Genomic DNA, 14,203 nt, shown 5'->3' on the forward strand with positions numbered 1-14,203 from the left:
ACTTCCTCTCGCAGTATTTTTTTCGGACTCAACGGCTTTTTTTTCTGGAAAGCAAAAAGATGAAATAGGGAACACCGATGATCGCAATGACGATTCCGACCGGCAATTCGGCCGGGGCAAAGAGGAGCTTGCCAATCGTGTCAGAGACCAGCACCAGCGCCGCTCCGACCAGTCCGCAAACAGGAATCATGTGCCGGTGGAAATGGCCGACCAGGCGCTTCGCGATGTGGGGAGCCATCAGTCCGATAAAACCGATGCCACCCGACACCGAAACACAGGCGCTCACGATGCCGATGCTGCACAGGATGAGCATTGCCTTTTCTTTTTCCGACGAAACACCGATGCCGATGACGATGTCTTCGTCCAATTTGAACACATCGAGGATGGCCGACTTGCTGACAATGACGGGAATCAGACAGACCAGCCACGGGAGGATGGAGGCGATATATTTCCAGTTGGCGTTGTAAATGCTGCCCGAATTCCAGACGACTGCCATCTCAAAATCGCTCGCGTTCATCTTCAAGGTCAGAAAAAGGGTGAGCGCACCGAGCCCGGAACCGATCGCAATCCCGGTCAAAAGCAGGCGCTGCGGCTCCAGCCGCCCGTCTTTCCAGGCAAAAAGGTAGATCAGGAGGGCCGCCAGAAGACCGCCAGCCAACCCGAAAAGCGGCATGGTCAAAATCGCCGTCCACCCGGTTCCCTTTACCTGTCCCTGATAAAAAAACAGAAAGATCACCATGGCCGCGCTTGCCCCCGCATTGATTCCCAAAATGCCGGGATCTGCCAGGCCGTTTCGCGTAATTCCCTGAATGACCGCTCCGGCAATGCCAAGCCCGATTCCGACCAGCACGGCGATGACGATGCGCGGCAGACGAAACTCAAGGATGACCAAATCATGTTCCGGCTGCGGGTCGATACGCAAAAGCGTCCGAACAATATCCATCACAGTCATATCGAAAGAGCCGTTCGTCAGGCTGATATAAGCAGCGGCCAGAATCACGCCGATCCCGGCGGCCAATACGGCAGCGTAACGGCCTTTGGAAGCATTATGCACGCTTTTCGCCCCCTCTTGTCCGGATCAGATAGAGAAAGAAAGGGACGCCAAGCAAGGAAGTGACCACGCCAATCGGCATCTCGTACGGATAGTTGACAAACCGGCTGAGCACATCGCATAGCGCCAGAAAGATGCCGCCAAGCACCCCGGAGCACGGGATGATCCATCTGTAGTCGGCACCGGCCAAAAAGCGGGCGATATGGGGAACGATGAGTCCCACAAAGCCGATTTTTCCTGCCAGCGCTACGGATATGCCGGTCAGGATGACCACGCTTCCGGTAGCCATAAACTTGATAGCGGTCGTTTTTTGCCCGAGGTTGACGGCGATCTCCTCTCCGAGAGACAGGACCGAGATGGACTTGGAGAGCCAGATCGCTGCCAGTATGCCGACCACCGCAAACGGGACTGCCAGCTTGACCAGCGTCGGGTCCAACTGGTGAAGCCGGGCGTTGTACCAGAAGCTGATGCTTTGCGACACCTGAAAGTAGGTCGCCACAGCGGTAGCCACGCTGCTCAAAAACGTGCCGATAATCGTCCCCAGAATCGCCATGCGCACCGGGGAGAGCCCCCCCGGCAGCAGGGTGGACAGTGTGTAAACAAGAAAGATGCTGAGGGCCGATCCTATAAAGGAAAAGAGAATCATCTCCATCGAGGACGAGTTGGGCATAAACACCATGCAGATCGTGATGGCAAAAGCCGAACCGTCGGTCACCCCCATAATGGAAGGCGACGCCAGATAATTTCGTGTAATCCCCTGCATGATCGCCCCTGAAATAGCCAGGAAGGCCCCGATCAACAGGGCCCCGATCGCTCTCGGAAATCTGGAGTGCATGATAATCTGGTGATTGACATTGCCCGGATCAAAATGGAACAGCGCATCGCGAATCGTATCCACATCAATCTCCTTGGCCCCATAAAGGACTGACAGCAGGATCGCAAGGACGATGAGAACCGGCGAGCTCCCCAGGATCAGGGCAGATGCAAGCTTGTTTGAACGCATCGTATTCTGCTCACTTTGTCTGCTGGATGCCACTGTCTTTTACCGCCTTGAGGAAGGCCACTTTGCTGTAGGCTGTGCCGCCCTGGGCAACCGGGTCTACGATATTCACGAAGAGATTGCCGTTTTTAACGGCGTTGATGCTCTTCCAGATCGGGTTGTTTTGCAACTCCTCGAAAACCCGGGGGGTGTCTTTGTTTTCGCTCTCGGCAAATTGGACGAACAGATAATCCGGATTCATCTCGGACAGCTTTTCAAGGGAAATGAGATGCTGCGCCTTCGCCTGCTTGACCTCCGCAGGAGCTTCCGCACCGAGGTCGGCGTAAAGGGACGGGTTGAAGAATACGGATTCCGGATAAATAAACGTGCTGCCTGCCCGGACGCGAATGGCCAAAACCTTTTTGTCTTTAAAGATCGGCCCGATTTTTTCCTTGAGCTCCTGCACTTGTTCCTTGTAGGTTTGCAGCACCTGCTTGGCCTTGTCTTGCTTTCCGGCAAGCTCTGCCAAGAGGTTCAGATTGGCTTCCCAGTCTGTCGATATATGGGAGACCGGAATGGTAGTAGCGACTTTGTTCAATTTCTCGATGGTTTCTGCCGGGAATTTGGTGCTGGCCAGAATCACATCCGGCTTCAGCTTCAAGATCGCCTCGATATCCGGCTGTGTTTTCTCCCCGATCCCTACGGTTCCTTCGGTAATCTCGGCGAACACCGGAGCGAACTTGCCTCCGGTCGTCATCGCCCCAACCGGCTTCACGCCAAGCACGAGAGCATCCTCCATTGACTCGACCGATCCGGTGATCACAATCCGGTCGGCGACAGCCGGAACCGTGTAGTCTTTCCCGAGATATTGGATTGTCCTTGATTCGGCGGTAGCGTTTGCCGGATTGGCAGCAGGCTTGCCGCCAGCTTCCTGGGCCACGGCAGGGCTTGTCGATGAACCGTTTGCCGTTGTCGCCGCCTTGTCGGCTCCGCATGCCGCAAGCGCCGCTGCCATCAGGGAAACGAACAGTACCGCACAATATTTTTTGAGCATCGTTGCTTTTCTCCTCTCCAGGAAATGCGTTTGATAATCATTCTCAACAATGAGTATAAACCAGCTCCCGCGAACGGAACATGGACTATATCCGGAAATCATTTGGACGATCTCCATGCAGCCGCATCAAAAGGTCGTCCACCATTCGGTCGCAGGCATAGGCGGAGTATTCTCGCCACGGGTCGGAGGAGATGAGATGCACCCGGTTCTTGCGGACGGCCTTCAAATCCCGCCAAACTGCGGACGATTGCAAATGGTGCCATTCCCCAAGCGATTCCGGCTCCTGGCAAACGTTGACCAAAATATGATCGGGGTCCAGATCGGCCAATTGCTCCACGGAAATGGCTTGCCGGTGTTCGTCAGGACGCGGGCCGGGAATGACGTTCAGCATCAAATCGCGGCGGAGGACATCCATCATCCCGCGAGCCGGAGATACGTAGAAGCTTTTTTTGTAGATACTCATGGCGAGCACTTTGTCATCCTTCAGTTCCCGATGTAGCCGCTCCCTGGCGGACTTTGTCTTTTGGTCGTAGCTGCGCAGCCAGCAGTCGGCTTCATGCTCCGCCCCCAACAACTGGGCCGTCAGCTTCAGTTGATCCCGCCAGTGCATCCCCGCTCCGGGTATGTAGAGGATCTGCGCGATTTGCTCCAGCTCTTCCCGCTCCCTGGTGTGCAGGCTGTCCTTGTCGCACACGATGATATCCGGCTTGGCATGGGCGAGCATTTCCACATTGGATTCCCAGTCCCGGTTGAACCGATAGGCGCTCAGGTGCAGCGGAATATCCGCCCGATACCGCCGATGGTAGTAATGCGTCCATTTCGGGTGGAGGGGTGCGGCGTAGGGCGTGATCTGCAGCGCGAGCAAATGTCCGAGAATGGACGGAGTATAGGCAACGATTTTCCGGCGGCGGTTTTTTATGTAAATGCTGGGGGAAACTCCTACCACTTTCTTGAACTTTCGGCTAAAGTAGAACTCGTCGCTATAGCCTACCTGGTGGGCAAGATCGCGAAGGCGAATATCGGATTGCAGCATGAGCCGTTTGGCGTTGTTGATCCTCACCTCTGTCAGGTAGTCGATGCAGCTTTTTCCGTACGTCTTTTTAAACAGGTCGACAAAGTACTTCGGACTGATGTCGGCCATGCGGGCCAACTGTTCAATCGTCAGATTCTGCTGGTAGTGAGCTTCGATATACGTCTTGATGCTGTCCAGCGTTGTTCGCGGGTCCCGCTCGGGGAGAAGCCGGATCTTTTTCAGCAGCACATACATCAGCTCCAAAAACGCCGATTGCCCGCGAAAATGTTCCAACGGTTGGTCGCTGCGAAAACAAGCGGTAACCAGATCGCACAGCAGCAAAGCCTTGGGCTCGGGGTAAACCGGCACCTCGCCCGCCAAGGGGAAGACACTAGCGGTCTTTGTGTCTTCCAAAACCGCGAATCTGACCGCATATAGCTCGACTTCCTTTTCAGACTCGGCAAACACCCCGATGGTTTGACCGGGATAAGCGAAATGAATCGCATCCGGACGCAATCGGTAATCGTGAAAATCGATCATCAAACGCCCCTCTCCGGCTTTGGAGACGAAGAGAATATGGGACTCGATGAGCTGTTGTTCCATCTTGCCGACGCGAATCAGTTCGGCGCTCTGCAGCTTCAGCCACAGGTCGTTTAAAATGTTTTGGACAGATTGTGTATGGTCAGGGGTATATTCCAAGCTGGAAACCTCCAAATTTCAATAATGATAATCATTATCACTACCTTACGTTAGCATAGACGCACTTTTATGGTCAATTGCCAGTAGACAGTTTTGGCAAACGAAAAAAATTTTTCGGATACGGTCACAAAGTGCGATCGTTGATTGTTATAGAAGGGCAAAAGGGGGTGAAAAGCTCTTGGATAAAGAGCAAATCGAGCGGCTTGTCGTGGAGATCAAGGCCTCCGGTTCGCTTGAAGGGTTCGGAATGGTCATTGAGCAATTGCAGCAGCCTATTTTCACTTATTGCTATCACATGCTCGGGCATCGGCAGGAGGCGGAGGACGCGGTTCAGGAGGTTTTCATAAAAGCCTATGAAAACCTGGAAAAGTACACGGAAGTGGTTTCCTTTTCCGCATGGGTCTACAAGATTGCCTATCATCACTGTCTCAACCTGATCAAGCGAAAGCGGCTTTACCGCCTGGTTCCCTTTTTGAACAATCGGGTGCCGGCGGATGACCGAGAGGAAGGAGCAGCCCGGGTGGAACAGGGCCAGTTGAGCGCTCCCCTCCATCGGGCGTTATCGACTCTATCCCCGGAGGAACGAAATTTGATCCTTTTACGGGTAATCGAAGAAAAAGGCTATGAGGAGTTATCTGTTCTTTTCCAAGAAAAGCCGGCAACCTTGAGAAAACGATACGAACGGGCAATGAAAAAGTGCAAAAACCAACTACTTTCGCAGAAAGGTGGGGAAATGAGTGAAGCGTTCAGACTCATTCGATGAAGTCAAACAGCTGATAACGGATACACCAGTTCCCCAGATTGATATTAAGGATCAGGTGCTGGATCGTTTGCGCGAGCGGCAAAATAAAAAGGAGGAGTTTCGAGTGAAAAAAAGAATGGGATTGATCATTGCGGCGTGTGTGGTATTCAGTGTGACAACAGCGTATGGGGCGGTAAAAGTGTATGAATTGAAAAATGAAAAAGGCGAAGTCGTATCGCAGATCACCCACACGACAGCAGAACCGGGAGAGGGTCAGCATAAAACCTACAGCCAATTGTTCAATGAAGTCCGTGAATCTGTCAAACCGGGCAATGCTGCTGCGGTCTATATCGTCCCGGACAATCCGAATAAGATCGTGAGCTTCTTCCAGATCCCGATTACCTCGACTGACCGGGCAGTAATACAGAAGGAGGCGGGAGACAAGTTTACTTTCCCGGCCGAATTGGCAGGCGGTTTCACGTTTAAAGATGGTTCGGTTCAACACGAAGTCATTCGTGACTACAACAAGGAAGACTTTTATAAAGAGGCAGAGGAAACAAAGAAGGATGTCATCGTAAAAGAACTGAAGGTGGAACCGACATTCCAGCTGATAGCAGGTACCTATTCCAATAGCAAAGGTGACGTTACGGTAAGAATCGAGAACTTTGAAAAAGTCAAGTATTCTGCCGCGGAAGCAGGCCCGGACGATACTGTGGAAAATGTAAAAGTAGGCGGCCAGGAGGCCCTTTACCAACTGACTAATCTCAAGGGAGAAAACGGAAGTGTAGTAAGGGTTGACAAGTCCATTCAATTTTACAAGGAAGATAAAAAATTGATGGTCTTTGTATCGACTTCTTCCCCGGACATTGCTAAGGAAGACTTGCTCGCCATCGCGGAAAAGCTCGTGAAATAATCTCTCCTGACCCAAAATTTTTACAAAACCAGTTCGCGATCGTGGACATCATCAAATGGCCAAACAGCGATCTGGAACAATACTGCATGGTCTATCAAAAAACATAGAAAAAAGGGGCTTTCCCTCATGTCTGAAAAGACGAGGGGAGCTCCTGTTTGCGTATCGCATAAAAAAACTGCCTCACAGGTTCGTTGAGGTAGTGGAGGGTATTGCTATAGCCAGTGATAAATTACCGATGAATGGCCTGCATCAATAGGGCGGATGCTTCTTCTGTTGCAATCCCTTTGACGAGTTCTACTTCGCTGATGAATAATTGCTGTGCCTGATCGAGCATAAGCTTGTCTCCTGTGCCGAGCACCTTTGTTCTCGAGATCCAGGTCAGATCGCGGATGACTTCGGCCTCCTCGTAAATATCCCCGCGTTTGATCTTCTCCATATTGATGCGGTGTCTCTGGGCAGCGGTGACGCTCAAGTCAGGCTCTCCCTCGTTCAGGGCGACAAAAGCAGCTTCCAGTGTATGCTCTTCTACAATCGGGCGAATGTTCAGATCGTCCATCTTGTGCAGCGGGACCATGATTTGCAGTTCTCGAAGCAACATGTCCAAAACAAAGTATGGCTGTTTTTCGCCGAGAAATTCTTTCTCAACAATGGCTTCGATCACTCCGGCTCCGTGGATCGGATAAAAAATCTTGTCGCCAATGTGAAACATAACCCCACCCCCGATCTTGTAATACATCTAGTATAACACAAATTTGATATTCGGTAAAAATAAATAATCTTACCACATGAAAATATTTTATGTCAATAATGACTTTGGGTGCTTTCCGAGCCGTTTCTATGAATTTGCCTGTGAATGCGGTAAGATGGGAGAAAATCATGCAGGAAGGGGTGACGGGTATGCTTTCATGGACAGGAGAAAGGATTATCCCCAAGCTGCTAAAGCCGACAAATGGCATGCTGCTGGAGCACATCGCCCGCTATTATTTCGCCACTCCGTACATCCGCGGAAGGGTGTTGGATTTGGCATGCGGCACTGGATATGGCTGTCATATGGTGGCCAAGGACCGAAAGCGCGAAGTCACCGAGATTGTCGGGGTGGATATTGATCCGGAAACGGTCGAGTATGCCAATCGGGAGTACAATCACCAAAAGGTTGTCTATCAGCAGGGCGATGCGCTTGACCCGCACCTGCCGGAAAAGCTCGGGATGTTTGATACGATCCTCAGTTTCGAAACGATTGAGCATGTAGCGGATGACGTTCGGTTCATGGACCAGCTTTATCGTCTGCTGAAGCCGGGCGGGACGCTTGTTTTGTCCAGTCCGTTCGGACGGGGGAGAGGCATGCCGACCAGCGAGCCTTTTCATGTCCATCAGCTGACGCCGGAAGAGTTCCAGGAGCTGTTTGTCCGTTTCTCAGATGTAGACATCTACTATCAGCGGGGTGTTACCTTTGAGAAGCCGAGAAACGGCGTTCGTTATTTTATCGGAGTGGCGGTTTGCACGAAGTGAGGATGTTGGGTTGAGCTTGTCGACAGAGCAGGTTCAAAAGAAGGCTGTAAGACAAGGAAGGATACAGACAACTGGAGGTTTTGCGAACAATGGCAGACAAAGCGAATCAACCGCTGCCAACCAGCCTGGCGGGGCAGCAGCGAAAAAACATATATCCGGGACTTGAGGTCGAGATCGTTCTCAAACAGGATCAACGCACCGGAAAGACGACGCGGGGGATCGTCAAAGATCTTCTGACCAATTCTCCGGCTCACCCGCACGGGATAAAGGTTCGCTTGCAGGATGGGCAGGTCGGCAGAGTGAAGACGATCGTGTCCTCTGAAAAACAATGACAAACGGACGCGGAGGGGCGTTCGTTTTAAAGAGAGGCCGGACGCTTCTCTTTTTTTTTGCCTGGAAGTGACAGAGAGTGTGCCATACAGAGAGCAGACTCATAGGAAAAAAGGGCCGGATCGGTTATAGTACAAGAGAGTGCATCCGTTTTCCCGGCCTTCGACAGAGGCAGAAATAAAAGCAAAAGACAAAAGAGTGACAGGAGGACAAGCCTGATGCTTTTCATCGACAATCAAAACATAACCGACCCCAGGATCAATCTGGCCATCGAAGAATACGCATTGAAATATCTCCCTGCCGATCACGACTACCTGCTTTTCTACATAAATGAACCGTCTATTATCATCGGCAAGAACCAGAATACGGCCGAAGAGATCAATGCCGACTATGTAGCCAAGAACGGCATTCACGTCGTCCGCCGCCTGTCCGGTGGAGGGGCTGTCTACCACGATCTGGGCAATCTCAATTTCAGCTTTATCACCAATGACGACGGGAACTCCTTTCACAACTACCGCAAGTTCACGGAGCCGGTCGTAAAAGCGCTGAACGAGCTGGGCGTCGAAGCTGAACTGACGGGACGCAACGACATTCAGGTAGGGGAGCGGAAAATTTCCGGCAACGCCCAGTTTTCCACCAAAGGGCGCATGTTTACGCACGGGACCCTGCTGTTTGACTCCCAGATGGAAAATGTAGCCTCAGCCTTGAATGTGAACCCGGAAAAGTTCAAATCCAAAGGGGTAAAATCGGTTCGCAGCCGCGTGGCCAACATTTCCGAGTTTTTGCGTGAGCCGATGAGCATCGAACAATTTCGGCAGCACATTCTCAACTCGATTTTTGCCGGATCACAAGTGCAGCAGTATGTACTGACTGAAGCAGACTGGAAACGCATCGACCAGATCTCGGCGGAGCGCTACCGGAACTGGGACTGGAACTACGGCAAGTCGCCGGCTTTCAACGTCAAGCGGGTGAAGCGGCTTGGCTCAGGGACCTTCGATGTCCGTCTGTACGTGGAAAAGGGATTGATCAAATCTGCCTCCGTCTATGGAGACTTCTTTGGCTTGGGCGAAACTTCGGAGTTTACGGACAAGCTGGTGGGTGTAAGGTATGACCGGGAAGCACTGGAGCAGGTGCTGGATACGTTGGATCTCGCGTATTATTTCGGGCCGGTCACCAAAAAGGAATGGCTGGAGATGGTGCTGTAGCGAGGAGGGGCGGCAATAGCCCGAGTCCTGCCGCATGGGTGCTGTATCATACTCGAAGCAAGTGAACGTCTTAAAAAAGCGGAAGGCTCTTTCCCGGCGAAACGTGTGTCGAGGAAAGAGCCTTTTTTGCTTATTGGGCACTTGGAGTTGGTCCCATGCCTTCGGACCGTGTGCCTCAGTTTCTTCCGGCCGGTCTCTCGCAGCAGTCGGTCATACCTGCATCAGCAGAGCATCCAGACGTTCTTTTTGCCGCAGGTGGTGGCGGTAGTGCATCTCTACGATGGCGAACCACTCCGTCGCATTCAAGTGGCCAAAGGCTGGATGGGGAGCCGTAAAGACGGGAGAAATGTCAGCCAAAACCGGCTCCAGCTCGCGCATCTTGCTAAAAACCTGGCGCAATCCTTCTGCAAGCTGCTCCTTGCTCTCCGGCTGCGGAGGCGTATATTCCGGGGAGGCCGGGACACGAATGCGCACAGGAGGGAGGCTGCCTTGGGCAAATACCGCTTGCCCTGCTTCCGTTTTTTCTCCTGGCGTATCTCCGCCTGACAAGGACTCGCTGCCAGCTTCGCCGTTTGCGGCTTCAATCTGCTCGCTCTGCGCTTTGAAGGTATCCACGTGGCGAAGCTGCATGAACAGGGCGGCGCGGATCAAATGCATATACATTTGTCCGAGCGACCATTCGTCTTCACTTGGTTTGCGGGTGAGCTGCTCCATATCATAGCGGTCCAGTTCCCTCACGTACAGCTCCGTGATTTCCTCCATTTTTTTCAACGTCTCTTTCGTATTCATAAGCATATCAGACAGCTCCTCTCGTTTTCTCGATCTACTCTCCTTACTATACGAGAGCGCTCCTGACAGCAGTATGTCAGTAGTGTTTCAGCATGTTTTCGATTTCTTTACGCACGTGCAGCCGAAACGATTCCGGCTCGACGACCACCGCCTTGCTTCCCCAACCGAGCACCCATGGCAGCACTTCCTCGGGCTGCCGGACCCGGAGCGTGACGAGCAGGCCGTCCGGATGGTCCTGAATAGCGTCTATATAATAGAAACGCGATTCCCTTGCCTTGTCGGAAACGTCATGCGCAATGCGGACAGTGATTGTCATAGTTCGGTCATCTGCCGGGGTATAGTCCTGCAGATTGAAATCGGGAGGCCGCACCGCTTTTTCATCCAACAGGGTAAGATCACGCATTCGCTTTACGAGAAAACGGCGGATGTCCGCCCGCAGCTCGCAGTACCCGAGCAGTCCCCATGAGCCGTTTACGAATACCAAGCCATAAGGAGCGACGGTACGGAGGTTTTGGCGATTTCCATCTGCTTCAGGTAGCTTTTTCGTATAGAGAAACCGCACTTTCCTTTCCTCTTGTATTGCTTGACGGAGCAATTGCAGCATCGTCCGGGAATCGGCATCTGCTGCCGATTGGGCGGTGAGCAGTTTCATGCCGGATCGCGTCTTCTCCACTTCCCGCTGTACAGCTTGGGGCAGGATCGCTTCGATTTTTTTGCGCGAGGCTTTCGCTTTGGCGAGATAGAGCGGATCGAGCTGCTGTTCGACGAAGTCGAGTCCGAGCAGCAGGGTTACCGCTTCGTCCGCCGAAAAATGAAGCGGCGGCAAAAAGTAGCCCTCCATCAAGGAATATCCCTGCCCGGGAGCGCCGACAATCGGAACGCCAGCCTCTGACAGCGCCTGGACATCGCGGTAGATGGTTCTTACGCTTGTTTCGAAAATGGCTGCCAGATCTTCGGCACGCAATGTTCCTTTACGCTGCAATTCGAGTACGATGGCGAGCAGGCGGTCCGTCTTGTTCATCGTGTTCAGCTTCCCTCCGCAGGTGATTTTCCTTCACTGTAATCGGTTGGTCGGCGTCTGGCAACTGGGGCTCTTTTTCTTTCCAATGGGTACAGCCCGAAAGGCCGCTGATCGGGCTTTGGTGGAGGAGATGAAAAAGCAGAAAAACGCTCAAGGTTCGGTGGGACACTGCTTGGAAGATTCACTGTCCGGCTCCACTCCAAAAGCGGAACCGCGTCCAAAAGCAGCGACTCAGGGAGCTTCTCAGAGTTGGACGCTAAAAGCGTGTTCCGCACTCTTCGCTCTGCCTGGGAGGTGTCCCAAAGACCTTCGCGTTTTTCTGCTTTTTCATCTCTACAGCTTTGGGGTTCGTTCAGACATTTTTTCCGGGTAAATCAAAGAGGGAAGGATAAAGGACAGAGGAATAAGAAATGAAATCCGAGTCTGAATCAGAATTGCAACCTTATTCTTATTATGCAAGCGTCCACCTTCTTCGCCATCAGATCATATCTCAACCATCGGATAAGCCGTCATCCTTGAACACTTCAGACTCCCTTCTCATCCTGAGTTTCCTACAAAATCCGTTACCTCCCTTAAGACTCCCCCAGCAAAAACCCGAAGCAAACCCCCTGCTCGTCAAAGAAGCATGTTCCCAGACGAACGCCTGTGGAGCCCTGCCCAGCTTCGCAAGCAATCGCGGGGAAACAAAGCGCAACCTATGAATAAGCTTCGAAGCTGCGCGTCGTTTTGCGCTTTCCCGCGATTGCTTGCGAAGCGGACAGTCTCAGCTTCCTCGCAGGGCGGAGCCGAAGTGAGTCTGGGAACATGCTTCTTTCCCTGCAGTCCCGTTGCTTATACAGATTTTCACGACAGCAACGGCTATCCTCATAAAGCAGGTACACACCAGGATAAAGCCAGGATAAAGCCCATTCCGAATGATAAAGCTTCGCATCGTCTATTATTTGTGCGAAAATACGAATGTTTACTTGCCCGAAGACAAGATCATATGTATAATGAGGACAATGAATATACCTGAACATCGCTCTAGCAGGTGATATCATGAGCCTACTGGACTCGAATGAGAGTAAAAAAAAGCTGAGCCATATCTACAACGAGATCTCCAAGGAATTATTCGGATTTGGCACAACGCTCTTGCGAGTGGAGATTGACAAGCAGATCATTACCTTTCAAGCCAAGCATCGCAGGTCGCCTCGTTCAGCAGCGTTGGAAGGTGAAGCCCCAACGCTCAAGCTGGAAGTCGATTTCCGGATGTCGCTTTTGTACAAAAAGAGACTCCGCGAGCGGCTGGAGGAAGAGATGGGTCTGCGCATTGAGGCAGTCTTGCGGGATTATGATGCACCGACGTTGTGGGCGATCACCAATGTGATTTTGTTGGAGTCGCCATAATCGAATACGTGAAACCGCCAGTGAACGGATTATCCCTTTTGATCTATCTTAAGAGATGACCGGAGCGTGGCTGAAACGGGCGTCACTGTTCTTTGTTTACAAAGAAAAGTGCTCTTGTTAGAAAGCAAGTTTTCTACCAAGGGTACTTTTCTTTTTCTATTTGGCAAAAAAATACAAATGGCAAGGCGGTGAGACTGCAGCGCAAGATAAACAAGCGAAATGAAGCAAAACAAAACGTAGAAAAACGCAGCCGAGCGAACCCAAACACAACTGAAGATTAGCAAACAGGACAATGATAAGCATTATTTTGTTTCTTTTTACTAAAAAACAATTAAAAAAAACGAACGTATTTTGATGTTATTATATTAATGTTCGATTTTAGTGAATAACGCAATGGGTGGAGGAATATAGCGATGAAGAAAACGAAACTGTTTGGTGGCTTTCTGACCATTTCCCTGTTGTCCGCGGCTTTGGCCGGATGCGGCGGAGGAAACGGACAAGCGGAAAACGGAGCAGCAGGCGGTTCAAACAAAGGCGAACCGAAAAAGCTGGTTATCTCTACGTGGGGCTTCTCCGAGGACTTTTTCCGCAAAGAAGTGTACGAGCCGTTTGAAAAAGAACACAACGTAAAAATCGTCGTGGAAATCGGAAACAATGCGGAACGACTCAATAAAATCCGCCAGGGCAGCTCGCAAGTAGACGTCATCTACCTCTCCGACTACTATGCTCAGCAGGGCATCGATGCCGGTCTGTTTGAAAAAATCGACCGCAGCAAGATCCCGAACATTGACCAAATCTACGACATCGCCAAAGCGCCGCTGGGCGAGGACTACGGCCCAGCCTATACCATCGGCCAATTTGGCATTGCCTATAATCCGACCGTCATCAAGACCGAGGTGAAATTCTGGAAAGACCTGTGGAATCCGGAGATGGCCGGCAAACTGACACTGCCGAACATCACGTCGACCACCGGTCCAATGCTGCTGGACGCTGCTTCAATTGTAGCGGGCAGCGAAGCATTCGATGAAGACAAGGCGTTTGCCAAGGTAAAAGAAGTGAATCCGGGCGTCGTAAAATACTACGACAAAACTTCCGAATATGTGAACATGTTTAGCCAAGGCGAAATCGCAATCGGTCCGATCATGGAAATGTACTTCAAGGACATCCAGGCTGCCGTACCGGAAGCAAAATTCGTATCCCCTGAGGAAGGCGGCTACGCGGTCATGAACACCGTGAACGTCGTCAAGGGAAGCAAGAACAAAGAGCTGGCCGAAGCGTTCATCAACTGGCAGTTGAGCGAGGAAGTCCAGGAAAAATCGGCGAAAGCCAAAGTCGATTCTCCTGTAAATACGAACGTACAGCTTTCCGACGAGGAAGCAAAAGGCGTCACCTACGGTGCAGAGGTCATCGGCAAGCTGCGCAAGCTGGACATGAAGGCCGTAAACGAGCAATCCAAAGCATGGATTGACCGCTGGAACCGGGAAATCGCCCAATAGATCGCTAAGACGAAAAC

General features: G+C 51.7%; 14 protein-coding genes. 7 read left to right on the forward strand and 7 right to left on the reverse strand.

All coding sequences use genetic code 11. The features are described 5' to 3' along the window. Window positions 1–28: 28 nt before the first annotated feature. The 4 genes from V5G20_RS02210 to V5G20_RS02225 form a co-directional block, all read right to left on the reverse strand. Entirely contained in the window at window positions 29–1,054 is a 1,026-nt protein-coding gene (locus V5G20_RS02210; RefSeq protein ID WP_338463127.1) for an iron ABC transporter permease, read from the reverse strand. Next, window positions 1,047–2,054 carry a FecCD family ABC transporter permease gene (locus tag V5G20_RS02215; protein WP_003388681.1) on the reverse strand — a complete coding sequence of 336 codons (1,008 nt, stop codon included), beginning with the start codon at window positions 2,052–2,054 and terminating at the stop codon, window positions 1,047–1,049. The genes V5G20_RS02210 and V5G20_RS02215 overlap by 8 nt, the downstream gene beginning before the upstream one ends. 10 nt (window positions 2,055–2,064) lie before the next feature. Further along, window positions 2,065–3,084, reverse strand: coding sequence for an ABC transporter substrate-binding protein (locus tag V5G20_RS02220; protein ID WP_024983017.1), 1,020 nt, complete (start codon window positions 3,082–3,084; stop codon window positions 2,065–2,067). An 85-nt stretch (window positions 3,085–3,169) separates the two neighbouring features. Beyond that, entirely contained in the window at window positions 3,170–4,795 is a 1,626-nt protein-coding gene (locus tag V5G20_RS02225; protein WP_338463128.1) for an AraC family transcriptional regulator, read from the reverse strand. Window positions 4,796–4,973: 178 nt separating this feature from the next. On the opposite strand from V5G20_RS02225, the gene V5G20_RS02230 reads away from it, so the two are divergent. Both V5G20_RS02230 and V5G20_RS02235 read left to right on the forward strand, forming a co-directional pair. Further along, complete coding sequence (locus V5G20_RS02230; protein WP_338463129.1) at window positions 4,974–5,558, forward strand: RNA polymerase sigma factor; 585 nt, start codon at window positions 4,974–4,976, stop codon at window positions 5,556–5,558. After that, window positions 5,533–6,450 (forward strand): hypothetical protein, encoded by a 918-nt coding sequence (locus V5G20_RS02235; RefSeq protein WP_251247250.1) that lies wholly within the window; start codon window positions 5,533–5,535, stop codon window positions 6,448–6,450. The genes V5G20_RS02230 and V5G20_RS02235 overlap by 26 nt, the downstream gene beginning before the upstream one ends. A 229-nt stretch (window positions 6,451–6,679) precedes the next feature. Here V5G20_RS02235 and V5G20_RS02240 read toward each other — a convergent pair whose 3' ends face one another. Further along, a complete protein-coding gene (locus V5G20_RS02240; RefSeq protein ID WP_003388675.1) occupies window positions 6,680–7,159 on the reverse strand; it encodes a CarD family transcriptional regulator in 480 nt (159 codons plus the stop codon). Between the two features lie 188 nt (window positions 7,160–7,347). On the opposite strand from V5G20_RS02240, the gene V5G20_RS02245 reads away from it, so the two are divergent. The 3 genes from V5G20_RS02245 to V5G20_RS02255 all read left to right on the forward strand — a co-directional run bounded on the left by V5G20_RS02245 (window position 7,348) and on the right by V5G20_RS02255 (window position 9,494). Beyond that, the gene (locus V5G20_RS02245) at window positions 7,348–7,959 is read left to right on the forward strand and encodes a class I SAM-dependent methyltransferase (protein ID WP_024983015.1); all 612 of its coding nucleotides are present in this window, start codon (window positions 7,348–7,350) and stop codon (window positions 7,957–7,959) included. A gap of 125 nt (window positions 7,960–8,084) precedes the next feature. Continuing rightward, a complete protein-coding gene (locus tag V5G20_RS02250) occupies window positions 8,085–8,291 on the forward strand; it encodes a YwbE family protein (RefSeq protein WP_024983014.1) in 207 nt (68 codons plus the stop codon). 216 nt (window positions 8,292–8,507) lie between these two features. After that, a complete protein-coding gene (locus V5G20_RS02255) occupies window positions 8,508–9,494 on the forward strand; it encodes a lipoate--protein ligase (RefSeq protein WP_338463130.1) in 987 nt (328 codons plus the stop codon). Window positions 9,495–9,704: 210 nt separating this feature from the next. Here V5G20_RS02255 and V5G20_RS02260 read toward each other — a convergent pair whose 3' ends face one another. Next, complete coding sequence (locus V5G20_RS02260) at window positions 9,705–10,283, reverse strand: DinB family protein (RefSeq protein WP_171506143.1); 579 nt, start codon at window positions 10,281–10,283, stop codon at window positions 9,705–9,707. A 76-nt stretch (window positions 10,284–10,359) separates the two neighbouring features. Continuing rightward, window positions 10,360–11,304, reverse strand: coding sequence for a helix-turn-helix transcriptional regulator (locus V5G20_RS02265; protein WP_171506139.1), 945 nt, complete (start codon window positions 11,302–11,304; stop codon window positions 10,360–10,362). A gap of 1,038 nt (window positions 11,305–12,342) precedes the next feature. Between V5G20_RS02265 and V5G20_RS02270 the strand changes: the two genes are divergently transcribed. Next, a complete protein-coding gene (locus V5G20_RS02270; RefSeq protein ID WP_003388668.1) occupies window positions 12,343–12,690 on the forward strand; it encodes a hypothetical protein in 348 nt (115 codons plus the stop codon). Window positions 12,691–13,103: 413 nt separating this feature from the next. Then, window positions 13,104–14,186, forward strand: coding sequence for an ABC transporter substrate-binding protein (locus V5G20_RS02275; protein WP_172920271.1), 1,083 nt, complete (start codon window positions 13,104–13,106; stop codon window positions 14,184–14,186). The last annotated feature ends 17 nt before the right edge of the window (window positions 14,187–14,203 follow it).

The organism is Brevibacillus borstelensis (genome assembly GCF_036700025.1).
Lineage (GTDB): Bacteria > Bacillota > Bacilli > Brevibacillales > Brevibacillaceae > Brevibacillus > Brevibacillus borstelensis.

Bases quoted from the DNA above. Each gene is read 5' to 3' on its own strand.
- V5G20_RS02215 (WP_003388681.1), bottom strand. From the start codon at position 2,054: ATGCGTTCAAACAAGCTTGCATCTGCCCTGATCCTGGGGAGCTCGCCG.
- V5G20_RS02220 (WP_024983017.1), bottom strand. From the start codon at position 3,084: ATGCTCAAAAAATATTGTGCGGTACTGTTCGTTTCCCTGATGGCAGCG.
- V5G20_RS02240 (WP_003388675.1), bottom strand. From the start codon at position 7,159: ATGTTTCACATTGGCGACAAGATTTTTTATCCGATCCACGGAGCCGGA.
- V5G20_RS02245 (WP_024983015.1), top strand. From the start codon at position 7,348: ATGCTTTCATGGACAGGAGAAAGGATTATCCCCAAGCTGCTAAAGCCG.
- V5G20_RS02255 (WP_338463130.1), top strand. From the start codon at position 8,508: ATGCTTTTCATCGACAATCAAAACATAACCGACCCCAGGATCAATCTG.
- V5G20_RS02260 (WP_171506143.1), bottom strand. From the start codon at position 10,283: ATGAATACGAAAGAGACGTTGAAAAAAATGGAGGAAATCACGGAGCTG.
- V5G20_RS02265 (WP_171506139.1), bottom strand. From the start codon at position 11,304: ATGAACAAGACGGACCGCCTGCTCGCCATCGTACTCGAATTGCAGCGT.
- V5G20_RS02270 (WP_003388668.1), top strand. From the start codon at position 12,343: ATGAGCCTACTGGACTCGAATGAGAGTAAAAAAAAGCTGAGCCATATC.
- V5G20_RS02275 (WP_172920271.1), top strand. From the start codon at position 13,104: ATGAAGAAAACGAAACTGTTTGGTGGCTTTCTGACCATTTCCCTGTTG.